The organism is Streptomyces arenae, from assembly GCF_022343545.1.
Lineage (GTDB): Bacteria > Actinomycetota > Actinomycetes > Streptomycetales > Streptomycetaceae > Streptomyces > Streptomyces humi.
The window spans coordinates 71,788-96,819 of record NZ_JAKQYH010000043.1; the positions used below are offsets into that span (position 1 = coordinate 71,788).

Below are 25,032 nucleotides of genomic sequence, written 5' to 3' on the forward strand. Positions count from 1 at the left end.
GTCCGGCACCCGTTCTCCGCTACGGGCGACGGGACGTGGCCCGGCCCCGGCCCCGGCGGAACAGGATCGCCCCACCCGCGATCAGCGCGGCACTGACGGCCGAGGTCGCGATCATGGCCTCACTGCCGGTGTGCGGCAGGCTGGGCCGGTGATGGTGGTGGCCGTGGTGGTGGCCGTGGTGCGGCGGCTTCGGCGGGTGCGTGTAGGGAGGGGGTGACGTCGGCGGCTGCGTGGTGGGCGGCGGGGACGTCGGGGGTTTGGTGTGCGGCGGTTTGGTGTGGGGTGGTTTGGTGTGCGGGGGCGGAGAGGTGTGCGGAGGCGGGGACTCCTCGCCGTAGCCGGACGGGGTGTGGTCGCCGTACGCGGGCGGGGACTGCTGGCCGTGAGCGGGCGGGGTGTGGTCGCCGTAGGCGGGCGGACTGTGGTCGCCGTAGGGAGGCGGGCTGTGGTCGCCGTACGCGGACGGGGACTCCTCGCCGTATGCGGACGGGGACTCCTGCCCGTAGCCGGTGGGCGCCTTGTCGCCGTGGGCCAGGGGCGTCTCGCGGTCGCCGGACGGCGGGGTGGTGCCGGACGCGCTGCCGGCGGACGCCTCGGTTCCGTGACCCGTGGCGCTGTCGCCCCGGTCGCCGTGGTCCGAGTCGTCCTGGCCGGTCTCGGCGCGGGCGGCCTCCGGGTGCACGGCCTGGGCATGGTCGGCCACCTCGTGGGCGGCTTCGGCGGGGGCGGCCTCGGTCCGGTCGGCCACCTCGTGGGCGGCTTCGGCGGGGGCGGCCTCGGTCCGGTCGGCCTCCTTGGGAGCGGCTGCTTCGGGGGCGGCCACCTCGTGAGCGGCCTCCGCGGGAGCGGCCACCTCGGGAGCCGCCGCCTCGGGTGCCGGTGCTTCGGGTGCCGGTGCTTCGGGTGCCGGTGCCTCGGGAGCGGCTTCCGCATGGGCGGCCGCCTCGGGAGCCGGAGCTTCAGGAGCCGGAGCTTCAGGGGCTGCCGCCTCGGGGGCGTGGTCGGCGGTGTGTTCGTCCGAACCCGAGCCGTTCGCACAGGAGTTGCCGCAGGCGTCGGCCGGAACACTCGCCGGGTCACGGGCATCGCTACCGGACACGACACCCGGCTGGCCGGCTGCGGCCCCGGTCGCGTCCGTGCCGGCGAGCGCGGGACTGCCGTACAGGGACAGAATGCTCGTCGCGGCGGCGGCCGCGAGCATTCCCCTGCTGAGGGTCTGTCGCAATCTCGTTGTCTTCCTGCTTGAAGAAGTGGGAAAGCCGGCCTCGGAACGCGGATGCAAAGGATCGACGGTCCGAGGCCGGCCATGACTCAGCCGGGGGGCTGGTGCGCTGTGGGTGACGTCGTCAGTCGTTGGCGCAGGCGTTGGCGAGCGCCGGGTCCAGCAGCGCGATGACGTCGACGGTGTCGCCGCAGACGTTGACCGGAACGTGGACCGGGAGCTCGATCACGTTGCCGGAGACGGCGCCCGGGGAGTTGGTGGCGGCACCCTGCCCACCCGCGTCGGCGAAGGCCGGGACGGCACCGCCCAGCGCCAGGATCACGCCGGCGACCACAGCAGCGGTCTTCTTCATGAACTTTCCCTTCTCTGCGGTCATGCCCGTATGTCGGCCGAAACCGAGCGAGCACACATGAACGGCTCGCACCATGACCGGCGGGCTGTAGAACGAGGAATAGACAGCCGAAGAAACTATGGAACGCGCGCCGTCGGTTAATTCACTCGAACGCCTTCACAGAATTGACACAAAGAGCGGAAACGCTTCTTCTGGCAGCGGGAATTGTCCGGGCACGACGAAAGCCCGCCCGGGCGGCGCATGAACGCGCACCGCCCGGGCGGGCTTTCACAGGACCGGGGTCACTGGTTGGCGACGCCGTTGGCCGCGAGGACCGCGATGTCGTCCAGGATGTGCGACGCCGGCTCGTCACCCTTGGCCTGGGTGGAGTTCTCGGCGCACTGCTGGTTCTGCGGCGCGGACAGGACCGGGATGTCCTGGGCCACCCCGACGGCGGCGATGAGGCCGAGGATCCCCTGGGCGTTCGCCTTCACCGGGAGGCCGACACAGAGCTTGTTGAGCGAGCTCTGGACCAGGGTGGCCTGCGGGCTCATCTTGCCCTTGGTCACCTGGTTGCCGAACGTCTCGCGGGCGTTGTTACCACTGGCGGAGGTGGTGCCGTGGTCGTTCCCGGTGGCAAGCGCCTGGGGGGCTGCCGCCGCCGACACACCTACGACGGACACGGCGACCGCCGCCGCGGCCATTGCCTTCTTCAGCATTTCGCTTTTCCTTTCCTGGCTCAAGGCCAAGACGGACGTTCCTGCCCGGCATCAACCGCTCGCAACCCGAATGGTTGCGGCACGGCGCGGCACGTCACCCGTTCGGACCGACCCCCCTCCCGCAATTCCCCGGGAATCCGGGCCCGGCACGGAATCGGGGGATTTCCGGCCCGTGGGCCATTGGAGTGAAGCGGAGCAACCAAACGGAACACGAGCAGTTGACCAGTGCGCTCCGGTGGACGGGGTGTCCTCAGAAGGGAACTGACAAGTGATCAAGAAGGTTCTGGCCGCCGCCGCTGTCGCCGCCTCCGTCGTCGGCGTCTCCGCTGCCGCCGCCTCGCCGGCGCTGGCCACCGGCAACGACCACGGCACCACCTCCTTCAGCGGCAACGACGCCCAGCAGGCGTTCGGCAACTCCGCCACGTTCGGCAACATGAGCCCCCAGATGGCGCTCATCCAGGGCTCCTTCAACAAGCCCTGCATCGGCCTCCCGGCGAAGCTGAACCTCCAGGGACTGGCCGGCGTGGGTGCCGTCGGCGTCCTGCAGGACGTGCCGATCCTGTCCGCGCCGCAGAACCAGCAGTGCGTGGAGAACTCCACCCAGGCCAAGGGCGACGAGCCGCTGTCGCACATCCTGGACGACATCTCGGCGCTGTCCGCGAACGGCACCGGCAACAAGTAAGTCCGGAAGCCCTCCGGGCCCCTGCGCCCGGAAGCCCTCCGGGCCCTGCGCGAGGGCGCCAGTCGAATGATCGCACTGCGCTCCGCCAATCGGGGCAAACCACGCAACCCAGGCGGGCCCGCGGCCGTTGACGATCACGCAGCTCCTCCCCGGAGTCCGCCTTTCGAAAGGGAACCAACATGAAGAAGCTGTGGGCAACCGCGGCTGTCGCCGTCACCGTCGCCGGTTTCGCCGCCACGGCCGCCCCCCAGGCCCTGGCCACCGGCAACGACAACGGCACCACCTCCCTCAGCGGCAACGACGCCAAGTCGGAGTTCGGCAACTCGGCCACGTTCGGCGACATGAGCCCGCAGCTCTCGCTGGTCCAGGGCTCGCTGAACAAGCCGTGCATCGGTCTCCCGGCGAAGGCGAACCTCCAGGGTCTGGTCGGTGCGGTCGCCGTCGGCGTCGCCCAGGACGTGCCGATCCTGTCCGCGCCGCAGAACCAGCAGTGCACGGAGAACTCCACCCAGGCCAAGGGCGACGAGCCGCTGTCGCACATCCTGGACGACATCTCGGCGCTGTCCGCGAACGGCACCGGCAACAAGTAGGTCCACAAGCTCCGCGGGCGGCGGGTCACCGGTTCTCCGGTGGGCCGCCGCCTTCGTCGTACCGGTCACTTCCCCGGTGACTCCCCCGGTGACTTCCGGTACAGCGCCTCGATCTCGGCCGCGTAGCGGGCGGTCACCGCGTGCCGTTTGACCTTCAGGGACGGCGTGAGCAGTCCGTTGTCCTCGCTGAACTCGCCCTCGACCAGCACGAAGGAGCGGATCGACTCGGCCCGGGAGACGGCCTGGTTGGCGTGGTCGACGGCCTTCTGCACCTCGGCCCGCATCCGGTCGTCGCGCACCAGCTCGGCGAGCGGGGTGTCCGGCGGCAGCTTCCGTACGGACAGCCAGTGGGCGACCGCCTCCGGATCGAGGGTGATCAGCGCGGCGACGAAGGGCCGGTTGTCGCCGACCACCAGGCACTGCCCGACGGGCGCCCGGCTGCGCAGCCGGTCCTCCAGGACGGCCGGTGAGACGTTCTTGCCGCCGGAGGTGACCAGGATGTCCTTCTTCCGGCCGGTGATGGTGAGATAGCCGTCGGCGTCGAGCGATCCGAGGTCGCCGGTCGCGAACCAGCCGTCCGCCGCCAGCACTTCGGCGGTGGCGGCCGGGTTGTTCCAGTACGCCCCGAAGACCACCGGCCCCTTGATCAGCACCTCGCCGTCGGCGGCGATCCGGACGGCCGTGCCGGGCACGGGCTGTCCGACGGTGCCGGGACGGGGTGCCAGCGGCGGCACGACGGTGGCGGCGGCACTGGTCTCGGTCAGGCCGTAGCCCTCGTAGACGACGATCCCGGCGGCCTGGAAGAACAGGTTGAGGTCCCGGTCGAGCGGGGAGCCGCCGCTGATGGCGTACCGCATCCGGCCGCCGAGCTCCTTGCGGATACGGCGGTAGACCAGCAGGTCGTAGAGGGCCCAGGCGGCGTACAGTCCGGGTCCGGGGCCCTTGGCTCCGCGACCGTCCTGACCGCCGCGGCCGCCCGTGCCGAGGAACTTGTCCAGGTAGGCCTCGGCGAAGCGCACGCCGATCCGCTCGGCGCGGTCGAAGGAGGCGGCGCGGCCGATCTTCTCGGCCGTGGCCCGGCCCGTGTCGTGGATCTTCTCGAAGAGATACGGCACCCCGACCAGGAACGTCGGCCTGAACTCCCTCAGTGCGGGCCGCAGTTCGTCCGGCTTCACGCTCGGGAAGTGGCCCATCTCGATGCGGCCCATCAGGCAGGCGATCTGGAGGGTGCGGCCCAGGATGTGGGCGAGCGGGAGGAACAGCAGGGTGGACGCGGTCCGGCCGGTGACCGCCTGGAAGACGGGGTGCAGCAGTTCGACCGTGTTGGCGGCCTCGGCGTGCAGGTTGGCGTGGGTGAGGACACAGCCCTTGGGGCGGCCGGTGGTGCCGGAGGTGTAGCAGACGGTGGCGACCGTGCCGGGGGTGAGGGCGGCGCGGCGCTTGGCGACCTCCTCGGCCGGGACGTCCCGGCCGAGGGCGGTGAGGTCGGCGACCGCACCCGCGTCCAGTTCCCAGATTTGGGGAGGGTGCGGGTGGCCGGCGGTGCCGGCGGTGACGGTGGCCGTGTGCTGCGGGGTCTCGGTGACGACGTGCCGGGCACCGGAGTCCCTGACGATCCAGTCCACCTGGGCCGCGGCCGAGGTGGGGTAGACGGGGACGGTCACACCGCCCGCCGCCCAGACGGCGAAGTCGAGGACCGTCCACTCGTAGCGGGTGCGGGACATGACGGCCACGCGGTCGCCTGCGGCGAGCCCGGCGGCGATCAGGCCCTTCGCGACGGCGGTCACCTGGGCGGCGAAGTCCCGCGCGGTGACCGGGCCGTCGGGGCGCCGTACGGCTGGGGCGTCGGGGTTCTCGGTGGCGTTGGTGTAGGGGAGGTCCGCGAGGGAGCCGGTGGTGAGGGGCGGGGCCAGGTGTTCCCGGCGTACCTCCCGTACGACCCCGGCCTCGTCCTTGATGACCTCGACCTTGGCCCGGTCCGCCAAGTCGGTGCGTTGTCTTGCCCGTTTGAGGTCCTTGCGTACGCCCATGGGGCGTCAACTTACTCACAAGTAAGAATTGGTCAATGGGCTCGGAGGGATGGTTTTCAGGTGCGGGCGGGTCGGGGCTGGTCGCGCAGTTCCCCCAGCGCCCCTAAAGGCGCGCTGCCTCGCCGATCGCGGTGGAAAGGTCGGCGACGTCCTTGTCCTCGGTCACCCTCGCCAGAGCCTTGGCCCGTGCCTGAAGTGCCGTCAAGCTCGGTGCCGCCGGTATGCCGTACTCCCCGCCCGCCAGTGCGTCCGCGAAGTAGGCCGCCACCGCTGTCACCTGGAAGCGGGGGGAGGCCGACCAGACGCTGTCGTGCAGGGCGGCGGTCTCCATCGAGCCCGTGTTCTCGTGCGGGGTGCGGGTGTCGGGGTCCAGCCAGCGGACCGTGGCGGTGGCCAGGTGGCCGTCCGTGCCGGGGTTGGTGCGGACGGCGTAGAGCGCGGTGACCGTGTGGCCGGGGCCTATCTCGCCGCCGTCGACGCGGTCGTTGCGGAAGTCCTCGTCGGCGACCCTGCGGTCCTGGTAGCCGATCAGGCGGAACTCGGCGACCGTGTGCGGGTCGAAGGTGACCTGGGCCTTCGCGTCCCGGGCCACCAGGTCGATGTTCTGCGGCAGTTGCCGGCAGAAGACGTCGGTCGCGGTGGCGGTGTCCGAGACGTACGCCGTGTGGCCGTCGCCCTTGTCGGCCAGGCGCTCCATCAGCTTGTCGCCGTAGTCGCTGCCGACTCCCACGCCGAACAGGGTGATGCCGTACTCGCGACGGTCGCCGTCGATACGCCTGAGGATGGCGTCCGGGGCGGTCTCGCCGTCGTTGGCGAGGGCGTCGGAGATCAGCACGACGCGGTTGGTGGCGTCCTTGCGCAGGCCCTCGACGGCGGTGGCGTAGCCGGTCTCGACGCCCTCGCCGAGGTTGGTGGAGTAGAGGGCCCGGAGCCGGTCGACGGCGCGGTGGATCTCGGTGCGGTGGCCGCCGAGGCGGGTCATCGGCAGGACCCTCTCCGCGTGTTCGCTGAAGGTGACGATCGCCACCGAGTCGTCGTCGCGCAGCCGGTCGGTCAGCGTGTCCAGGGACTTCTTGGCGAGGTCGAGGCGGCCGGGCTCGTCCATCGAGCCGGAGACGTCGATGACGAACGTCAGCGCGGCCGGGGGGCGTTCGGTGCCGTCGGCGGGGCGGGTGGTGAGGCCGACGCGGACCAGGGACCAGTCCGGCCGGCTGGTGCGGGCGCCGTCGACGGTGACCGTGAACCCGTTGTGCTCGGGGGTGCGGTAGTCCTGGCGGAAGCTGTTGACGAACTCCTCGGGCCGGACGGTGGCGGGGTCGGGACGGCCGCCGTCGGCGAGGGTCCGGCGGGCGTAGCCGTAGGAGGCGGTGTCGACGTCGAGGGCGAAGGTGGAGAGGTGGCCGGAGGACGGGGCGGTGGCGGACGAGGTGGGTCCGTCGCCCCGCGCCTGGGAGGGGGCCGGGAGACCCTTGCTGTAGTTCGGGCCGTTGGCGTGGTCCTCGCCGGCGCCGCACGCCGTCAGCAGCAGCGCGCCCGCGGCGGCGACGGCGAGCAGTGACCCGCGGGTCCCTCGGCGGGTCCGGTGTCGGTCCATCATGAGTGCCCCCAGTGCCGGTCGGAGTCGACTTCCTGACTTGTCGTCGACTCTGACGGCGCAGGGGCCCGGAACGTGCGCTCCGATGCGTTGCGGATGGATCTCGAATGAGCCACGGACCAGGGCTTTCGAGTCCGGAGGGAGATCGTCCGGTGATCTGGGGGACACCCCCTAGGACACCACGTCCTTGCGGGCGAACCCCCGGAAGGCCAGGGCGAACAGGACCAGGGCGTACGTCACGGAGACCGCGGTGCCCTGGATCATGCCGGACCACTCGGGATGCGGTTGTACGGCGTCCGCCCAGGCGAACTGCCAGTGCGCGGGCAGGAAGTCGCGCCAGTGGCCGAGAGCGGTGACGGCGTCCAGGACGTTGCCGACGATGGTCAGGCCGACCGCGCCGCCGACCGCGCCGAGCGGTGCGTCGGTCTTCGTGGACAGCCAGAACGCCAGCCCCGCGGTGACCAGTTGGGACAGGAAGAGGTACGCGACCACGACCGCGAGGCGCTGGCCGGCGGTGGTGGTGTCCAGCGCGCCGCCGGTGGGGATCTGGAGCGGCCCCCAGCCGTAGGCGGCGGTGCCGACGGCCAGGGCGACCAACGGCAGCAGGATCATCGCGGCGAGGCTGAGGCCGAGCGCGACGACCAGCTTCGACCAGAGCAGCCGGGCCCTCGGCACGGGCGCGGCGAGCAGGTAGCGCAGGGAGGACCAGCCGGCCTCGGAGGCGACCGTGTCCCCGCAGAACAGGGCGACCGGGATGACCAGCAGGAAGCCCGCCGACACGAACAGGTTGACCGCGGCGAAGTTGGCGCCCGACGCGGTGGCCGTGTCCAGGAGGGTGACCTGGCCGTTCTCCCGGCCCGGCCGGCCGCCGATCGCGAACGCTATGAGCAGCACGAACGGCAGTACGGCCAGGATGCCGCCCATGACCAGTGTGCGGCGCCGCTTGAACTGGCGGACCAGTTCGACGCGCAGCGGCAGGGTGCGGGCCGCCCGGTAGCCGGAGGCGACCGCGGCGTTCTCGGTGACGGTGCTCATGCGGAACCTCCGATCAGGGTCAGGAACGCGTCTTCGAGCCGGCGGTGCGGGCCCACCGAGGCCACCTGGACGTCGAGCCGTACGAGTTCGGCGACCAGCTGCGGGGCGCTGCCGCCGGGCTCCATGCGGACGAGCAGACCGTCGTCGGTGCGGGTCACCGTGGCGACGCCGGGCAGCGCGGCGACCTTCTCCACGACCGGTTCCTCCACGGGGGTGCCGGTGCCGACCAGGAGGGTGTCCCCGGAACCGACGATCTCGGCGACCGGGCCGGCCTGTATCAGCCGGCCGCGGTCCATCACCACGAGGTGGGTGCAGGACTGCTCGACCTCGGCGAGGAGATGGCTGGAGACGATCACCGTCCGGCCGGCGGCCGCGTAGCGGATCATCACCTCGCGCATCTCGCGGATCTGCGGCGGGTCGAGGCCGTTGGTCGGTTCGTCGAGGATGAGCAGGTCCGGCAGGCCGAGCATGGCCTGGGCGATGGCGAGGCGCTGGCGCATGCCCTGGGAGTACGTGCGGACCGCGCGGGCCAGCGCGTCGCCGAGGCCCGCGATCTCCAGGGCCTCCTCCAGGTGGGCGTCCTCCGGCGGGCGGCCGGTGGCCTGCCAGTACAGCTCCAGGTTCTCCCGGCCGGACAGGTGCGGCAGGAAGCCCGCGCCCTCCACGAAGGCGCCGACCCGGGAGAGCACGGGCGCGCCGGGGCGGATGGCGTGTCCGAAGACCCGGATCTCGCCGCCGTCCGGCCTGATCAGGCCCATCAGCATGCGCAGGGTGGTGGTCTTGCCCGCGCCGTTGGGGCCGAGGAGGCCGAGGACCTGGCCCTGCTCGACGCGGAAGGACAGCTCCCGTACCGCGTACCGGTCGGCGGAGCGTGCGTAGCGCTTGCTCAGGTCCGTTATCTGGAGCGGGACTTCGGCGAGTTCCGGGGCGGGGGGCTGGGTGGCGGTGCGGCGGCGGCCGGTGAGCAGCAGGGCCAGGGCGGCCAGCGCGCCGGCCAGCGGCAGCCACCACACCCAGGCGGGCAGCGGTGCGGCGGCCGTGTCCACCTGGGGTGCCGTCGGCACGCTCAGGGGGCTCTTGAGGGAGACGGTGTAGGTGGCCGGGGCGGTCGGGGAGGCGTAGCCGAGGTCGGTGGAGGCGAGGACCAGGCGCAGCCGGTGGCCCTTCTGGACCTCGTGGTCGATGGCCGGGAGGGTGATGGTGACGTCCTTGCCGGCCTTGGCGCCCGTGACCCGGACCGGGGCGACCAGCTGGGAGGGCAGCACCTGCTGGGTGCCGTCGGGGCCGACGTCGTACACCTTGCCGAAGAGGACGGCCTCGTCGCTGGTCGAGGTGAGGTGGACGGTGGCCGTGGGGGTGCCGGTGATCTGCGTGTTGTCGGTGACCGGTGCCGAGTCGAAACGGGCGTACTGGCCGGGGAAGTCCAGGGAGACGCCGACGCCGAGGGAGGAGAGCTGGGCGAGTCCGCCGCCGCCGAGGCCGGGCAGCGCGGAGACGCCGGGCGGGCTGGCGCCGGCCGGGTTCTGGACGCGCTGGGTGCCGCCCTTGAGGGCGATGTTCCGCCGGTCGCCCGTCAGGCCGGGGTAGCTGTCGGCGGTCGCGCCGCGCAGCTGGGCGGTGCCGTTGGTGGAGTCGACGCCACCGGTGCGGGTGATCCGGAAGGCCGGGCCGGTGTCGGTGGCCTTGTCGCCCTTCAGGTACCGGTCGAACCAGGAGGTCACGCGGGCCTCGACGCGGCCGGTCTCCAGGTCGCCGCCGTCATGGCCGCCGGCGATCCAGTCGACGTCGACGGGGGCGCCGTTGGCCTTGACGGCCTTCGCCGCCGCGTCCGACTGGGAGAGGGTGAACAGGGAGTCGGTCTGGCCCTGGAAGAACAGGGTCGGCACCTTGATGCGGCTCGCGACGGCCGACGGGGAGCGTTCTTCGAGGAGCCTGACCGCGGCGGCGTCCGGCTTGCCGGCCTCGGCGACCCGGTCGTACATCGCGCACAGCTCGGGCTGGAACCGCGCGCAGCCGCCGCCGGTGTTGAAGAAGATCCCGGCCCAGAGCTTCTTGAAGACGCCGTCCGGGAACAGGGCGTCCGCGAGGTTCCAGTACGTGATCGACGGGGCGATGGCGTCGACGCGGTCGTCGTGTCCGGCGGCGAGGAGGGAGATCGCGCCGCCGTAGGAGCCGCCGGCCATGCCGACGCGCGGGTCGCCGGGTTTGTCGAGCTGTACCTGGGGCTGCTCCGCGAGCCAGTCGATGAGCCGGGAGACGTCGGCGACCTCGCCCTTCGGGTCGTTGAGGCCGATCTTTCCGGTGGACCTGCCGAAGCCGCGGGCGGACCAGGTGAGGACCGCGTAGCCGTCGCGGGCGAGGTCCTCGGCCTCGGCGCGCATGTCGTTCTTGCTGCCGCCGAAGCCGTGGGCGAGGAGGACCGCGGGGCGCCGGCCGGTGCCGGCGGTGGTGAAGAACGAGGTGTCCAGACGCACCCCGTCCACCGCCATGACCCTGTCGCTCTGGTGCACCGCCGGTGTGTCGTCGGTGGCGGCGACGGCCGTCCATGTGCCGGTGCCGACCAGCACCACGACGGCGGCCGCGGCGGGCAGTAGCCGTCGCGGCCGCCGGAGCAGGGCTCGCCAGGCGGGCAGTCGAAGATCCATGCCTCAACGGTACGGGGCGGGACCGACAACGGATGCCGACGATGGGCTGAACAGCCTGCCATCCCCGAGGAGTACGGTCAGGCACCACGTACTTCAGCCGCGGTACACCGCCCCGAACCCGCCCGGCCGGCGCCCCCGCCGCGACGGTGGCTTTCGGCGGTGCCGAGCCGGGCGGTGATGCACCTGCGGGCCGGTGGGGGTTGTTCGCGCAGTTCCCCGCGCCCCTGGGGTCGGTCGCCGCGCCGCCGGTTTCCCCGGTCCCACCGGCAGCTCCCGGCCCACTGCCGCACCCCCGCCACCGCGCCCCGACCCACCGCCGTCCACCCTGTCCCGCCTGCGGGCCGGTGGGGGTTGCTCGCGCAGTTCCCCGCGCCCCTGGCGGGGCGGTGTAGTCGGCCACTTATTCGGGTGTCACGTCGTCCGGGATTGAGACGACCCAGTGGGTGGTCTTGCGGGGGCGGAGGTAGAAGGCCCAGTAGAGGGTGGCCGCCGCGGTGATGCCGCCGGTCCACAGGAGGTAGGTGGTCTCCTGCTGGGTGAGGATGTACGCCAGGACCACGATGAGGAGGACCGGCATCGCGGGCCAGAGCGGCATCCGCCAGGCGGGGGTGTGCTTGTGGTGGCCCCGGCGCGACAGCAGCGCGGCGATCGCGACCAGCAGGTACATGCCGGTCACCGACACGCCCGTCACGCCGTACAGGGTGTCCAGGTTGACGAAGCAGAGGAGCGCGCCGGGGACGCCGACGGCGAGGGTGGCCACCCAGGGAGAGCCGAAGCGGCCGAGGCGGGAGAGGGCGCTGTTGACCGGGGCGGGCCAGGCCTTGTCGCGGGCCGAGGCGAACAGGACCCGGGAGTTCTGGATGACCATGACGATGCCCGCGTTGATGATCGCGAGGGCCACGCAGAGGCTGACGAACGTGCCGACCGCGGAGTTGGACCAGGCGGTGACCATGGAGCTGATGTCGCCGCCGGTGAGCGCCTTGAGGTCGGTCGCGCCCATGGTGATCGCGGCGACCGGGACGAGGATGACCACCGTGGAGATGGCGAGCGTGGCCAGGACGGTACGGGCGACGTTGCGGCGCGGGTTCTCCAGTTCCTCGGAGAGGTAGACCGCCGTCGAGAAGCCCTGGGTGACGAAGAGGGCGATGGCGAGGCCGGAGACGACGAGCATCGCGGTGACGGTGGTGGCGTGCCCGCCCGTGTCCGCCACCTGCATGGAGGTGAGGCTGCTGACGCCACGGTGGCTGTGGGAGAAGCCGAGCACCGCCACCACGCCCGCCGCGATGACCTCGAGGACCAGGAAGATGCCGGTGATCCAGGCGTTGGCGCGCAGGTCCAGGAGGCCGGCGAGGGTCGCGAGGAGCATGACGCCGGCGCCGGTCATGGCCGGGTCGAGGTGGACGATCGGTGCCAGGTAGTCGGCCGTGCCCATCGAGATCACCGGGGGCACGATCATCACGACGAGGAGGGACAGCACGAAGACCAGCCAGCCGGCCAGGCGTCCCGCCATCGTGGACACCATCGCGTACTCGCCGCCCGCGCTCGGGATGAGGGTGCCGAGCTCGGAGTAACAGAAGGCCACGGCGATACAGAGGAGGGAGCCGATGGCGATGGTGAGGGCGGTGGCGGTGCCGAGGGATCCGAACAGGTCGGGGACGACCACGAAGAGCGTGGAGGCCGGGGTGACGCAGGAGAGGGTCAGTAGGGTGCCGCCTACCACTCCGATGGAGCGCTTGAGCGTCTTGGGACTGTCGGGCGCCTCTGCTACGGCGTTCTCGACAGGGCGGAGCGTGTCGGTCATGCGGCGGTTCCGATCGGCTTGTGCGGATGCCTCCGGCGGTTGGGCTGTGCTGCATGGAACCCCGACGAAAACCGTGGCGTCAATGGCTGTTTACCTTCGGATTCCGCACTCGTAAAGCGAGCGAGTTCACATCACTTTCGCAGGGTCGAACATCCCTATAGAGCAATCACAAAGACTGTTCGCCACATGACCTTGCTTTCGAAGGCAGTGAACGCAAAGAACTTAAGTCACCCGTTTCATCCCCTCGGAACGAGAACCGAAGGTGAACCGCCAAAAAAAGTCGGGGCCGTCCGGATTCCGGACGGCCCCGACGAGGTCGGTCGGTGACACTCAGTGGTTGCGCGGGAAGCCCAGGTCGACGCCCGCGGGGGCGTCCGCCGGGTCGGGCCAGCGAGTGGTGACGACCTTACCGCGGGTGTAGAAGTGCGTGCCGTCGTTGCCGTAGATGTGGTGGTCGCCGAAGAGCGAGTCCTTCCAGCCACCGAAGGAGTGGTAGCCCACCGGCACCGGGATCGGCACGTTCACGCCGACCATGCCGGCCTCGATCTCCAGCTGGAAGCGGCGGGCCGCGCCGCCGTCCCGGGTGAAGATCGCGGTGCCGTTGCCGAACGGCGAGCCGTTGATGAGGGCCACGCCCTCCTCGTAGGTGTCCACGCGCAGCACGCACAGGACCGGGCCGAAGATCTCGTCGGTGTACGCCTTCGCGGTCGTCGGCACCCGGTCCAGCAGCGAGATGCCGATCCAGTGCCCGTCCTCGAAGCCCTCGACCGTGTAGCCGGTGCCGTCCAGGACGACCTCCGAGCCCTCGGCGGCCGCGCCGGCCACGTAGGAGGCCACCTTGTCCCGGTGCACGGCCGTGATGAGCGGGCCCATCTCGGACGTCGGGTCGTTGCCGGGGCCGATCTTGATCTTCTCGGCGCGCTCGCGGATCTTCGCCACCAGCTCGTCGCCGATCGCGCCGACCGCCACGACCGCCGAGATCGCCATGCAGCGCTCACCGGCCGAGCCGTAGGCCGCGGAGACGGCCGCGTCGGCCGCCGCGTCCAGGTCGGCGTCCGGGAGGACCAGCATGTGGTTCTTGGCGCCGCCGAGCGCCTGCACCCGCTTGCCGTTGGCGGAGGCGGTGGTGTGGATGTAGCGGGCGATCGGGGTGGAGCCGACGAAGGAGACCGCCTTGACGTCGGGGTGCTCCAGGAGGCGGTCGACGGCCACCTTGTCACCGTGCACGACGTTGAAGACGCCGTCCGGCAGACCGGCCTCGGCCAGCAGCTCGGCGAGCTTGATCGAGGCCGACGGGTCCTTCTCGGACGGCTTCAGCACGAACGTGTTGCCGCACGCGATGGCGATCGGGAACATCCACATCGGGACCATCGCCGGGAAGTTGAACGGCGTGATGCCCGCGACGACACCCAGCGGCTGGCGGATCGAGGAGACGTCCACCCGGCTGGCGACCTGCGTCGACAGCTCGCCCTTCAGCTGCACGTTGATACCGCAGGCCAGGTCGACGATCTCCAGGCCGCGGGCGACCTCGCCGAGCGCGTCGGAGTGCACCTTGCCGTGCTCGGCGGTGATCAGCTCCGCGATGGCGTCCCGGTTGGCGTCGAGCAGCGCGCGGAACCGGAAGAGGATCTCGGTGCGCTTGGCCAGCGAGGACTGGCCCCAGCTCAGGTAGGCGTCCTTGGCGGTGGCGACCGCCGCGTCGACCTCGTCGACCGAGGCGAACGCGACCTTGGTGGTGACCGCGCCGGTGGCCGGGTCGGTGACCGGCCCGAAGTTGCCCGACGTGCCCTCGACGGACTTGCCGCCGATCCAGTGGTTGACGATCTTCGTCATGACCGGTTACTCCTTCACAGATGGCGGCGTCGGGTCGAGACGTGCCGTTCGTAGAGCTCACGTGCCTTGACCGCGGCGGATCGGGTCGCGGTCGCGGCCACAGGTACATCCCACCAGGCCTGCGCCGGAGGCGGGCCCGACACAGTGTCTGCCGTTTCCGTCTCCACGTAGACACATGTGGGAGCGTCGGCGGCCCGCGCCTCGGCGAGCGCCGCGCGCAGGTCCTCCACGGTCTTCGCGCGCAGCACCCGCATCCCGAGGCTGGCCGCGTTGGCGGCGAGGTCCACGGGCAGCGGGGCGCCGGTGAGCGTGCCGCACTCGGAGGGGAAGCGGTAGGCGGTGCCGTACCGCTCGCCGCCCACCGACTCGGACAGCCCGCCGATGGAGGCGTAGCCGTGGTTCTGCACCAGCAGCACCTTGATGGCTATCCCCTCCTGTACGGCGGTGACGAGCTCGGTCGGCATCATCAGATACGTGCCGTCGCCGACCAGCGCCCACACGTTGCGCTCCGGCGCGGCCAGCTTCACCCCGATGGCGGCCGGGATCTCGTAGCCCATGCACGAGTAGCCGTACTCCAGGTGGTACTGGTCGTGCGACCGCGCCCGCCACATCCGGTGCAGGTCGCCGGGGAGGGAGCCGGCCGCGTTGACGACGACGTCGCTCTCGTCGACGAGGGCGTCGAGGACGCCGAGGATCTGGGACTGGGTGGGCCGGACGTGCGGCTCGTCGGCCTCGTAGCAGGCGTCGACGCGCTGCTCCCAGCGCTCCTTGTCCTCGGTGTACTCGGTGACGTACGAGTCGGCCACCCGGTGGCCGTCCAGGGCCTTCCGCAGCTCCGTGAGGGCACTGCGGGCGTCGGCCACCACAGGCAGTCCGGCCAGCTTGTGGCCGTCGTGGGCGGCGATGTTGAGGTTGAGGAAGCGGACGTCCGGGTTCTCGAAGAGGGTGCCGGAGGCCGTGGTGAAGTCGGTGTAGCGGGTGCCGACGCCGATCACCAGGTCGGCGGTGCGGGCGAGTTCGTCGGCGGTGGCGGTGCCCGTGTGCCCGACGCCGCCGACGTCCTGCGGGTGGTCCCAGCGCAGCGCACCCTTGCCGGCCTGGGTGGCGGCGACGGGGATGCGGGTGGCCTCGGCGAACTCCGCGAGGACGGCCTCGGCGCGGCTGTGGTGGACCCCGCCGCCGGCGATGACCAAGGGCCGGCGCGCGTTCCTGACCGCCTCGGCGGCCGCCGCGAGTTCGACGGGGTCGGCGCCCGGCCGCCGTACGGTCCACACCCGCTCGGCGAAGAACTCCTCGGGCCAGTCGTACGCCTCGGCCTGGACGTCCTGCGGGAGGGCTAGGGTCACGGCGCCGGTCTCGACGGGGTCGGTGAGGACCCGCATCGCGGCGAGGGCGGAGGGGATCAGCTGCTCGGGGCGGGTGATCCGGTCGAAGAACCTCGACACCGGGCGGAGGGTGTCGTTCACGGACACGTCGGCGGCGTACGGGACTTCGAGCTGCTGGAGGACCGGGTCGGCGGGGCGGGCGGCGAAGACGTCGCCGGGCAGCAGCAGGACCGGGAGGTGGTTGATCGTGGCGAGGGCGGCGCCGGTGACCAGGTTGGTGGCGCCGGGGCCGACGGAGGTGGTGACGGCGTGCGTGGCGAGCCGGTTCGACTGACGCGCGTAGCCCACTGCCGCGTGCACCATGGCCTGTTCGTTACGGCCCTGGTGGTACGGCATCTCGTCCGCGTGCTCCAGCAGTGCCTGGCCGAGGCCGGCCACGTTGCCGTGGCCGAAGATGCCCCAGGTGGCGCCGATCAGGCGGCGGCGCTCACCGTCCCGTTCGGTGAACTGGACGGCGAGGAAGCGGACAAGCGCTTGCGCGACGGTCAACCGAATCGTCATCGGTAACCCTCCGTATGGTCCGGATGGAAGCAGATCCGCCACTCCCGCGTCGCACCCGGCCCCGCCATGACGTTCAGGTAGTACATGTCGTGCCCGGGCTGCGCGATCGACGGGCCGTGCCATCCGTCGGGAACGAGCACGGCGTCGCCGGAGCGGACCTCGGCGAGGACGTCCGTACCGCCCTCACGGGAGGGGAATACGCGCTGATACCCGATACCGTTCGGTCCGTCGATCTCGAAGTAGTAGATCTCCTCCAGCTCCGACTCCTCGCCGGGCCGGTGCTCGTCGTGCTTGTGCGGCGGGTACGAGGACCAGTTGCCGCCGGGCGTGATCACCTCCACGGCGATCAGCTTGTCGCAGTCGAAGGCGGTCGCGGAGGCGAAGTTGCGCACCTGCCGGGCGCTGGTGCCGCTGCCGCGGTCTTCGACGGGGACCTCCGGCGCGGGGCCGTAGCGGGCGGGGAGTCGTCGCTCGCACTTCGCTCCTGCCAGGGCGAAGCGGCCTCCCGCGCCGGAGGCGATCTGGACCTGGGCGTCACGGGGCACGTACGCGAAGTCCGAGACTCCGCTGAACACGCTCTCCCGGCCCAGGATCTGGAACTCGTTTCCCTCTGTTCGCACCGTACAACCGCCCTGTAGCGGAAGCACGATCCACTCACTGTCCCCGGTGGTGAACAAATGCGTTCCACGCGGGGTCAGTTCGACGATCCGCAGGCTGCTGTGCGCCCAACCGGCCCGCTTGGGGTCGATGTCGAGCGTGTACTGGGCGTTCGCGGTCGAACCCTTGCTCAGGTGCAGCTCGCTGGTCGTCATCAGGTCCTCACAGCAGTCCTACGGCGGTGTCGACGGCGGCGGCCACGTCACCGTCCGCCGGGTACAGCAGTGAACGGCCGACCACCAGGCCGCGCACGGTGGGGAGTCGCAGGGCGCTGCGCCACTTCTCGTAGGCGCCGTCCTGGTCGTCGCCCACTTCCCCGCCGAGGAGGACGGCCGGGAGCGTGGACGTCTCCATCACCTCGGCCATGTCGTCGGGGTCGTCGGTGACCGGCACCTTCAGCCAGGTGTAGGCCGAACTCCCGCCGAGACCCGAGGCGATGGCGATGGACTTGGTGACCGCCTCCGGGGACAGGTCGTTCCTGACCTTGCCCTCGGGGGTGCGGCGGCTGATGAACGGCTCGACGAAGACCGGGAGCCGGCGCGCGGCCATGTCGTCGATGGCCCGGGCCGTGGACTCCAGGGTGGTCAGGGACCCCGGGTCGTCGTAGTCGATGCGCAGCAGCAGCTTGCCGGCGTCGAACCCGAGGCGCTGGATGTCCTCGGCGCGGTGGCCGGTGAACCGGTCGTCGAGTTCGAAGGCGGCGCCCTGGAGTCCGCCGCGGTTCATCGAGCCCATGACGACCTTGCCGTCGAGGGCGCCGAGCAGGAGCAGGTCGTCCAGGATGTCGGCGGTGGCGAGGACGCCGTCGACGCCGGGGCGGGACAGCGCCAGGCAGAGGCGTTCCAGCAGCCCGGCCCGGTTGGCCATGGCGAGCCGGTCGCCGCCGACGCCGAGGGCGCCGCGGGCCGGGTGGTCGGCGGCGACGATCATCAGCCTGCCGTCCTCGTTGAGGAGCGGGCGGCGGGAGCGCCGGGCGGCCGCCTCGGCGATGGCCTCGGGGTGGTGGGTGCGGGTGTGCACGAGGGCGGAGATGTCCACCTTCACCTGCGGGGCGGGGGCACCGGCGCCGGTGCCGTCGCCGTCGACGGGGTGTGCGCCCGCGACGCGGCCGGCCCTCACAGCACCGCTCCGGCGGCGAGCGCGGCGTCGATCTCTTCCGGGGTCGGCATCGCGGAGGAGCACTCCAGGCGGGAGGCGACGATGGCGCCGGCCGCGTTGGCGTGCCGCATGATCTTCTCCAGGTCCCAGCCCGCGAGGAGGCCGTGGCAGAGGGCGCCGCCGAAGGCGTCACCGGCGCCGAGGCCGTTGAGGACGTTGACCGGCAGTGGCGGGACCTCGGCGGAGTCGCCGTCGCGGCTGACGGCGAGGACGCCCTTGGGTCCCTGTTTGACGACGGCGATCTCGACACCGGCGTCGAGGAGGGCCTGGGCGGCGGCCCGCGGCTCGCGCACGCCGGTCGCCACCTCCACCTCGTCGAGGTTGCCGACGGCGACCGTGGTGTGCTTGAGCGCCTCGGTGTAGAACGGCCGGGCGGCGTCCGGGTCGGTCCAGAACATGGGGCGCCAGTCGAGGTCGAAGACGGTCGTGCCGGCCTTGGCGCGGTGGGCGAGGGCCGCGAGGGTCGCCGTGCGGCTGGGCTCCTCGCTCAGGCCGGTGCCGGTGATCCAGAAGATGCGGGCGTCCCGGACGGCGTCCAGGTCCAGCTCATGGGCGTCGATCTCCAGGTCCGGGGCCTTGGGCTGCCGGTAGAAGTACAGCGGGAAGTCGTCCGGCGGGAAGATCTCGCAGAAGGTGACCGGGGTGTTCAGGCCGGGGACCGAGGTGACCCAGCGGTCGTCCACGCCGAAGCCGCGCAGCGCCTCGTGCAGGTAGGCGCCGAAGGCGTCCTCGCCGGTGCGGGTGATGACGGCGGTGGCGCGGCCGAGACGGGCGGCGGCCACGGCCACGTTCGTCGCCGACCCGCCGAGGAACTTGCCGAAGGACGACACCTGGGCGAGCGGGACACCGGTCTGGAGCGGATAGAGGTCCACCCCGATCCGCCCCATGGTGATCAGGTCGTACGCCATCGGCATCCCTTCGTCACGGCTCTCCCGTGGTTTGTAGCCCCGGTCGGGAGGTCGTGTCAATGGTTTGTCCGGACATTCGGACGACAGTGTGGGAGTCACCCCTGCGGACGGGGCTCGGGTGCCCCCGTGTCAACCCACCCCGCCGACGAGCCGGCGCGCACCTTTGCCCCAGCTCTGTCACAACCACCCCCTTTGTGTCACACATGTCACGCATACGCGGGCTGTCGGTCACACCAGGTCGACAGCCGCTTGCTCACCGTCACGCTCCGTCGTTCACCGGGCACAGGCTTTGTGATCGCCAGCGCAGCGCCCGGCTCCCCCGACGACCGACTCCGGTCGCCCCCGCGGCGCGCGCAGGGAGGTGCGTCCCATGACCGACCGAAGGCTCTGGTCGTACAAGGAGATCGCTGCGCACATCCGCGTGCAGCCCGACACCGTCCGCTCGTACCGAAAACACGGACTGCTCCCGCCGCCCGACCATGTCGAGGGCGGCAAGCCCTACTGGTACGCCGACACGGTCCGCGCCTGGGTGGCCTCCCGCCCGGGCAACCGGGGCCGCAGGGACTGAGAGCACGTCGGGCCCGTCAGGCCCACGGCTCGATGACCGTCACCCCCGCCGGGCCGGCCGTGTCCATCTCCGCCAGGGCCTGTGGGGTCTGGTCCAGGGTGATGGTCCTGGTGACCAGGAGGTCGGGGTGGAGGGTGCGGGTGCGGACCAGTTCGAGCATGGCGGGATAGGCGTGGGCCGGCATGCCGTGGCTGCCCCGCAGTTCGAGCTCCAGGGCGATCGCCCGGGCCAGGGGCACCGGCGTGGTGCCGTCCGGCGACGGCAGGAGGCCCACCTGGATGTGACGGCCGCGGCGGCGCAGGGAGTTGACGGAGGCGGCGGCGGTGGCCGGGGAGCCGAGGGCGTCCAGGGAGAGGTGGGCGCCGCCGGAGGTGAGGTCGCGGACCGCCGCCGCCGGGTCGGCGGTGTCCGACGCGTCCACGCGGTGGGCCGCGCCGAACCTCGCCGCCAGGTCCAGCGCCCTGGGTGAGACGTCGACCGCCACGACCCGCGCTCCGCAGGCGGCCGCGATCATCACCGCCGACAGGCCGACGCCGCCGCAGCCGTACACCGACACCCACTCCCCCGCCGCGACCCTGCCCTGCTGCACCACCGCCCGGAAGGCGGTGGCGAAGCGGCAGCCCAGGGAGGCCGCCGTCGCGTACGACATGTCCTGCGGGATCGCCACCAGGTTGACGTCGGCGTGGTCCAGCGCGACGTACTGGGCGAAGGAGCCCCAGTGGGTGAAGCCGGGCTGCGTCTGGCGTTCGCAGACCTGCTGGTCGCCGGCCGCGCAGGACGGGCAGCTGCCGCAGGCGCAGACGAAGGGGACGGTAACCCGGTCGCCGGGGTGCCAGCGGGTCACCCCGGCGCCGACCGCCTCGACGACGCCGGCCAGTTCGTGGCCGGGTACGTGCGGGAGCGTGATGTCCGGGTCGTGGCCCGTCCAGCCGTGCCAGTCGGACCGGCACAGGCCGGTGGCCGCCACGCGGACGACCACGCCGTGGGGGGCCGGGCGGGGGTCGGGGACGTCCCGTACTTCCGCGGGGGTGCCGTGGTGGTCGAAGACGACGGCTCGCATGCGCATTCCCTTCGGGCGACTCCGGGAAGGGTAGGCGTTGCGGCCGGGTCAGACCCCGACGGTCGAGTGTGGCTGGTCGCGCAGTTCTCCGCGCCCCTTACGGGGCACGTCATGCTCACCCTCGCTCAGGCCGAAGCGTTCGTGGAAGCGGCGCAGCGGGGCCGGGGCCCACCAGGTGGCCCTGCCCGTCAGTCGCATGATGGCCGGGACCAGGAGGCTGCGGACCACCATCGCGTCCATCAGGACCGCCAGGGCGATGCCGAGGCCCAGCATCTTGGTGTTGGTGACCCTGGAGGTGCCGATCGCCACCATCACCACCGCCAGGATGACCGCCGCCGCGGTGATCAGGCCGCCCGTGCGCTGGAGTCCGAGGCGCACCGAGCGCTCGTGGTCGCCTGTTCTGTCGTACTCCTCCTTGATGCGGGAGAGCAGGAACACGCCGTAGTCCATGGAGAGGCCGAAGGCCACGCAGAACATCAGGACCGGGAGCGTGGTCTCTATGGAGCCGGGGCTGGTGAAGCCCAGCAGGCCCGAGAGGTGGCCGTCCTGGAAGACCCAGACGACCGCGCCGAACATCGCCGTCAGGCTGAGCGCGTTCAGCAGGACCGCCTGGAGCGGGATCAGGACGCTGCCCGTGAGGAGGAAGACCAGGAACAGGGTGACGACCGCGATGAACACCGCCGCCCACGGCAGGCGTTGCGCTATCGCGTGCTTGGAGTCGACCAGTACGGCCGCGGTGCCGGTCACCTTCGTGTCGAAGGGGGTGCGCAGTGCGCGCAGGTCGCCGACCAGACGCTGTGCGTCGTCGCCGACGGCCTCTCCTCTGGGCTGCACCGTGAAGTACGCGGAGTCACCCTTGACCAGGGGGCCGGTGACCCGGGCCACCTCCGGGAGGGCCGCCACCCGCCGCTCGTAGGCCGCGTACTGGGCCCGCGTGGCCGGGCCCTCGGCCAGGACCTCCAGGTCGCCGCCGGGGTTGCCCGGGAAGTTCTGCCTGATGTGCTGCTGGACGACGTGGGACTCGGCGGTGGCCGGGAGCTGGCGATCGTCGGCGGTGCCGAACTTCACGCCGGTGAAGGGCAGTCCCAGGACGATGAGCAGGGCCGTGGTGGCCACCGCGAAGAGCGGGGCGCGGCGCATGACGAGCGTCGCGGTGCGGGCCCAGGCCGTGCCCTCCGCGCCGGACGGCCGGGGCGGCCGCGTGCCCCTGCGGAACATCCGGCGCAGGTCCAGGGAGTTGACCCGGTGGCCCAGCAGGACCAGTGCCGCAGGCAGGAGGATCAGGGCGGCCGCCGCGGCGAGCAGCACCACCGCCATGCCCGCGTAGGCGAAGGAGCGCAGGAAGTACTGGGGGAAGACCAGCATCGCCGCCAGCGAGACCGCGACGGTCAGGGCCGAGAACAGCACGGTGCGGCCCGCCGTGCGCAGGGTGGTGCCCACCGCGGTCAACGGGTCGGCGCCCGTGGCCAGTTCCTCGCGGAAGCGGCGGACGATGAAGAGGGCGTAGTCGATGGCCAGGCCCAGGCCCAGGGCCGTGGTCAGGTTCATCGCGAAGACGGAGACGTCCGTGAAGGAGGTCAGGGCGCGCAGCACCGCGTTGGTGCCGAGGATGGCCACGATGCCGATGCCCAGGGGCAGCAGGGCCGCGATCGCGCTGCCGAAGACCATCACCAGCAGGACGAGCGTGATGGGCAGGGCGATCAGCTCGGCACGGGCCAAGTCCTCCTTGATGATCGTCTGCATGTCGTGGCGTACCGCCACCATGCCGCCGACCCTGACCGTCACCGGTCCGTGCGTGCCCCGGTAGTGCGGGGCGATGCGGTCCAGGGTGTCGGCGGCCGCCTTCTCGTCTCCGGTGACGCGAGCCGCTATCAGCGCCTCGTGGCCGTTGCCCGCGCGCAGGGCGGGTGACCCCGTCCCCCAGTACGAACCGACTCCCGTGACGCCCTTCTCCTCGGCCAGGCGGGCGGCCAGGGACTTCGCCTCCGCCGCCACCGCCGGGCTGTCCACCGGGGCGCCGTGCGTGTCCACCAGAAGCAGCAGGTTCGGCTGGGAGTCGGGGAACTCCCGCTCCAGCGCCTTCGTCGCGTACGTGGACTCCGCGGCCGGGTCCTCCCAGCCGCCGCTGCCCAGCCGGTCCGCGACCCCGCTGCCGGCCAGCACGGCCAGTGCGGTGATCACCAGGGCGAGCAGCAGGGAGAGCCGCGGCCGGGCGGTCACGAAACGCGTCCAGCCCCCGGGCCGGACCCCGCCCTCGGGCGTCGTGGGCTTGTCGACTTCGGTCATCCTGCGGTGTCCCCTTCACCGGGACCACTGCCCGCCGAGTACGCATCCGGTCCGCGCGCACGGCAGCATGGGTCGGTCATTGCCACTTAGACTGGCAAACACGAGTAGTCGCTCGCGTTTCACCAGAATGCGAGCGGTCGCTCGTGTTTGTCAATCGCGATCGGAGAGCTGGGGACAACTCGTGCCCGACAAGCCCGACCAGTCACAGAAGCCCGGCGCCGGGACCACCGAGCCCGGCGCCACGGGCAAGGAGCAGCCGCGCCGGCGGCAGGCGCGCGGCGAGCGGCGCATCCAGCAGCTGCTCGAAGCCGCCGCCTCGGTCTTCTGCACCACGGGCTACACGGCCGCCAGCACCAACGCCATCGCCCGCGAGGCCGGCGTCTCCCCCGGCACGCTCTACCAGTTCTTCCCGAACAAGGAGGCGATCGCGATCGAGCTGGGCGACCGGCTCGTCCACGAACTGCGGGACACCTACGGCGAGGCGCTGGCGCCGGTCGCCCCCGGCACCCCGCTCGCGGAGGCGGTCGGCGCCGCCGTGGACCGTTTCGTCGCCTTCAACACCGAGCGCCCGGTGTTCTTCACCCTGATGCACGGCCCGGACATGCCCGGCGGCATCACCGAGGCGCACGACGCCCTGCACTCGACCCTGGTCGGCCGGGTGGCGGACCTGCTCGTCTCGCTCCTGCCGCCCGACACGGACCAGGCGCGCGTCACGCGCACGGCGCACGTCTGCCTCAGCATCTACAAGGCCGGGCTGGAGCTGGTGCTCGGCCACCAGGGCGCCGAACGCCAGGCCTACGTCCAGGAGATCAAGGACGTGCTCACCCGCTACCTGGAACCCCTCGTGGGCGACCGCCTCGGAGACCCCGCCCACCGCACCGCCCACTGACCCGCCCACCGACCCGCCCACCGACCCGCCCACTGACCACGGCCACTCCCCCGAAGGCCCCGGACTGCGACATGTCACGCATCTGCCTAAAGTGCGGGTAAAACAGCCCGATCCGGCGAGCGCCACCGCGTCCGCAGGAGCACCGCGCAGGAGCACAAGGGGACCCGCCGTGACGCACTCTCCGCCTCCCGGCCGGCCGCAGGCCCGCATCCCGGGCCCGCAGCAGCCGCCACCGCCGTACCCGCGCATCCGCACCGGCCTGTGGAGGCGCTGCCTCGGCGGCGGGCTCGCCCTGTGGGCGCTGACCGCGGTGGTCACGTACGCGACCCGGGACACCGCGCCGCTGCCGACGCTGATCCTGCTCGGCGGCTTCCTGGTCCCGGTGGTGTTCGTGCTGTGGGCGTACGAGCGGCACGGCCGCGACCTCGGGGTCAGCGCGGTCCTCGGCTGCTTCCTGGCCGGCGGCGCGCTCGGGGTGCTGGGCGCCTCGGTGACGGAGTCCAGTCTCGTCCGCCCGTCCTGGGGGATGTTCGTGTCGGTCGGCCTGATCGAGGAGGCGGCGAAGCTCGGCGCGCTGGTGTTCGCGCTGCGCCGGCTGCCCGGGATCCGCGGCATGCGGGCCGGACTAATGCTCGGGGCGGCCGTCGGCTTCGGCTTCGCGGCCCTGGAGAGCTCCGGGTACGCCCTCACCGCGGCCGTCTCCACTCAGGGCGTCGGCCTGCGGGCGCTGATCGAGACGGAGCTGCTGCGCGGGACACTGGCCCCCATCGGGCACGGCCTGTGGACGGCGATCGCGGGCGGTGCCCTGCTCGCGTTCCGCCGCCCGAACGGCCGCTTCCGGCTGACCGCCCCGGTCGTCGGCGCTTTCCTCGGCGCCTCCCTGCTGCACGCCCTGTGGGACTCCACCCACGGGGTGGCGATCTGGCTGGTGGCCCGGCTCGCGGGTACCGGAGTGGGGAGGGAGCTGTTCGCCCAGGGGTACATCCCGCACCCGACCGCCGCCCAGGAGCACCTCTTCGCACTGTTCTCGGTCGGTCTGCTGGTGCTCGTCGCGCTGGTCGGCATCGCCTGGGCGGGCTCGCTGGCACGCCGGTACCCCTCTTGGAGAAATACCCCCTAGGGGTATAGTGTGACCAGA

Annotated in this window: 20 protein-coding genes; 5 read left to right on the forward strand and 15 right to left on the reverse strand. The window is 71.8% G+C overall.

Going from position 1 to position 25,032, the window contains the following annotated elements; all coding sequences use genetic code 11:
* Nucleotides 1-19 precede the first annotated feature (19 nt).
* The 3 genes from MB828_RS18455 to MB828_RS18465 form a co-directional block, all read right to left on the reverse strand.
* Complete coding sequence (locus MB828_RS18455) at nt 20-1,225, reverse strand: LPXTG cell wall anchor domain-containing protein (RefSeq protein ID WP_301649182.1); 1,206 nt, start codon at nt 1,223-1,225, stop codon at nt 20-22.
* Nucleotides 1,226-1,346: 121 nt separating this feature from the next.
* A complete protein-coding gene (locus MB828_RS18460; RefSeq protein WP_301649183.1) occupies nt 1,347-1,598 on the reverse strand; it encodes a chaplin in 252 nt (83 codons plus the stop codon).
* 257 nt (nt 1,599-1,855) lie between these two features.
* On the reverse strand, nt 1,856-2,272 hold the full coding sequence (locus MB828_RS18465) for a rodlin (RefSeq protein ID WP_133021843.1): 417 nt from the start codon (nt 2,270-2,272) through the stop codon (nt 1,856-1,858).
* Nucleotides 2,273-2,540: 268 nt separating this feature from the next.
* Here MB828_RS18465 and MB828_RS18470 point away from each other — a divergent pair, with 268 nt between their 5' ends.
* Both MB828_RS18470 and MB828_RS18475 read left to right on the forward strand, forming a co-directional pair.
* The gene (locus tag MB828_RS18470) at nt 2,541-2,954 is read left to right on the forward strand and encodes a rodlin (protein WP_133021842.1); all 414 of its coding nucleotides are present in this window, start codon (nt 2,541-2,543) and stop codon (nt 2,952-2,954) included.
* 179 nt (nt 2,955-3,133) lie between these two features.
* Nucleotides 3,134-3,544 carry a rodlin gene (locus MB828_RS18475; protein WP_301649184.1) on the forward strand — a complete coding sequence of 137 codons (411 nt, stop codon included), beginning with the start codon at nt 3,134-3,136 and terminating at the stop codon, nt 3,542-3,544.
* Between the two features lie 65 nt (nt 3,545-3,609).
* On the opposite strand, the gene MB828_RS18480 is transcribed toward MB828_RS18475, so the two are convergent.
* The 10 genes from MB828_RS18480 to iolC form a co-directional block, all read right to left on the reverse strand.
* Nucleotides 3,610-5,574 (reverse strand): AMP-dependent synthetase/ligase, encoded by a 1,965-nt coding sequence (locus MB828_RS18480; protein ID WP_301649185.1) that lies wholly within the window; start codon nt 5,572-5,574, stop codon nt 3,610-3,612.
* A gap of 103 nt (nt 5,575-5,677) precedes the next feature.
* Nucleotides 5,678-7,168 (reverse strand): vWA domain-containing protein, encoded by a 1,491-nt coding sequence (locus MB828_RS18485; RefSeq protein WP_301649291.1) that lies wholly within the window; start codon nt 7,166-7,168, stop codon nt 5,678-5,680.
* Between the two features lie 171 nt (nt 7,169-7,339).
* Nucleotides 7,340-8,203, reverse strand: coding sequence for an ABC transporter permease (locus tag MB828_RS18490; RefSeq protein WP_133021839.1), 864 nt, complete (start codon nt 8,201-8,203; stop codon nt 7,340-7,342).
* A complete protein-coding gene (locus MB828_RS18495) occupies nt 8,200-10,848 on the reverse strand; it encodes a CocE/NonD family hydrolase (protein ID WP_301649186.1) in 2,649 nt (882 codons plus the stop codon). Before MB828_RS18495 ends, MB828_RS18490 begins: the two co-directional genes overlap by 4 nt.
* 400 nt (nt 10,849-11,248) lie before the next feature.
* Nucleotides 11,249-12,649, reverse strand: a complete 1,401-nt coding sequence (locus tag MB828_RS18500) for an APC family permease (protein WP_301649187.1) — start codon at nt 12,647-12,649, stop codon at nt 11,249-11,251.
* 330 nt (nt 12,650-12,979) lie between these two features.
* Nucleotides 12,980-14,482: a CoA-acylating methylmalonate-semialdehyde dehydrogenase gene (gene mmsA / locus MB828_RS18505; RefSeq protein ID WP_301649188.1), complete on the reverse strand. Its 1,503-nt coding sequence runs from the start codon at nt 14,480-14,482 to the stop codon at nt 12,980-12,982.
* A 14-nt stretch (nt 14,483-14,496) separates the two neighbouring features.
* On the reverse strand, nt 14,497-16,368 hold the full coding sequence (iolD, locus tag MB828_RS18510) for a 3D-(3,5/4)-trihydroxycyclohexane-1,2-dione acylhydrolase (decyclizing) (protein ID WP_301649189.1): 1,872 nt from the start codon (nt 16,366-16,368) through the stop codon (nt 14,497-14,499).
* Nucleotides 16,365-17,180, reverse strand: a complete 816-nt coding sequence (gene iolB, locus MB828_RS18515; protein WP_301649190.1) for a 5-deoxy-glucuronate isomerase — start codon at nt 17,178-17,180, stop codon at nt 16,365-16,367. The genes iolD and iolB overlap by 4 nt, the downstream gene beginning before the upstream one ends.
* Before the next feature lie 7 nt (nt 17,181-17,187).
* Nucleotides 17,188-18,069: a Cgl0159 family (beta/alpha)8-fold protein gene (locus MB828_RS18520; RefSeq protein ID WP_133022335.1), complete on the reverse strand. Its 882-nt coding sequence runs from the start codon at nt 18,067-18,069 to the stop codon at nt 17,188-17,190.
* 71 nt (nt 18,070-18,140) lie between these two features.
* Nucleotides 18,141-19,091, reverse strand: coding sequence for a 5-dehydro-2-deoxygluconokinase (iolC, locus tag MB828_RS18525; RefSeq protein ID WP_301649191.1), 951 nt, complete (start codon nt 19,089-19,091; stop codon nt 18,141-18,143).
* 370 nt (nt 19,092-19,461) lie between these two features.
* Between iolC and MB828_RS18530 the strand changes: the two genes are divergently transcribed.
* Nucleotides 19,462-19,659 (forward strand): helix-turn-helix transcriptional regulator, encoded by a 198-nt coding sequence (locus MB828_RS18530; RefSeq protein WP_046731498.1) that lies wholly within the window; start codon nt 19,462-19,464, stop codon nt 19,657-19,659.
* 16 nt (nt 19,660-19,675) lie between these two features.
* On the opposite strand, the gene MB828_RS18535 is transcribed toward MB828_RS18530, so the two are convergent.
* Together MB828_RS18535 and MB828_RS18540 are read right to left on the reverse strand one after the other, a co-directional pair.
* A complete protein-coding gene (locus tag MB828_RS18535; RefSeq protein WP_301649192.1) occupies nt 19,676-20,719 on the reverse strand; it encodes a zinc-dependent alcohol dehydrogenase family protein in 1,044 nt (347 codons plus the stop codon).
* A gap of 48 nt (nt 20,720-20,767) precedes the next feature.
* Nucleotides 20,768-23,005, reverse strand: a complete 2,238-nt coding sequence (locus tag MB828_RS18540) for an MMPL family transporter (RefSeq protein ID WP_301649193.1) — start codon at nt 23,003-23,005, stop codon at nt 20,768-20,770.
* A 181-nt stretch (nt 23,006-23,186) separates the two neighbouring features.
* Here MB828_RS18540 and MB828_RS18545 point away from each other — a divergent pair, with 181 nt between their 5' ends.
* Together MB828_RS18545 and MB828_RS18550 are read left to right on the forward strand one after the other, a co-directional pair.
* On the forward strand, nt 23,187-23,894 hold the full coding sequence (locus MB828_RS18545) for a TetR/AcrR family transcriptional regulator (RefSeq protein WP_430381397.1): 708 nt from the start codon (nt 23,187-23,189) through the stop codon (nt 23,892-23,894).
* A gap of 169 nt (nt 23,895-24,063) precedes the next feature.
* A complete protein-coding gene (locus MB828_RS18550; RefSeq protein ID WP_301649194.1) occupies nt 24,064-25,014 on the forward strand; it encodes a PrsW family intramembrane metalloprotease in 951 nt (316 codons plus the stop codon).
* The last annotated feature ends 18 nt before the right edge of the window (nt 25,015-25,032 follow it).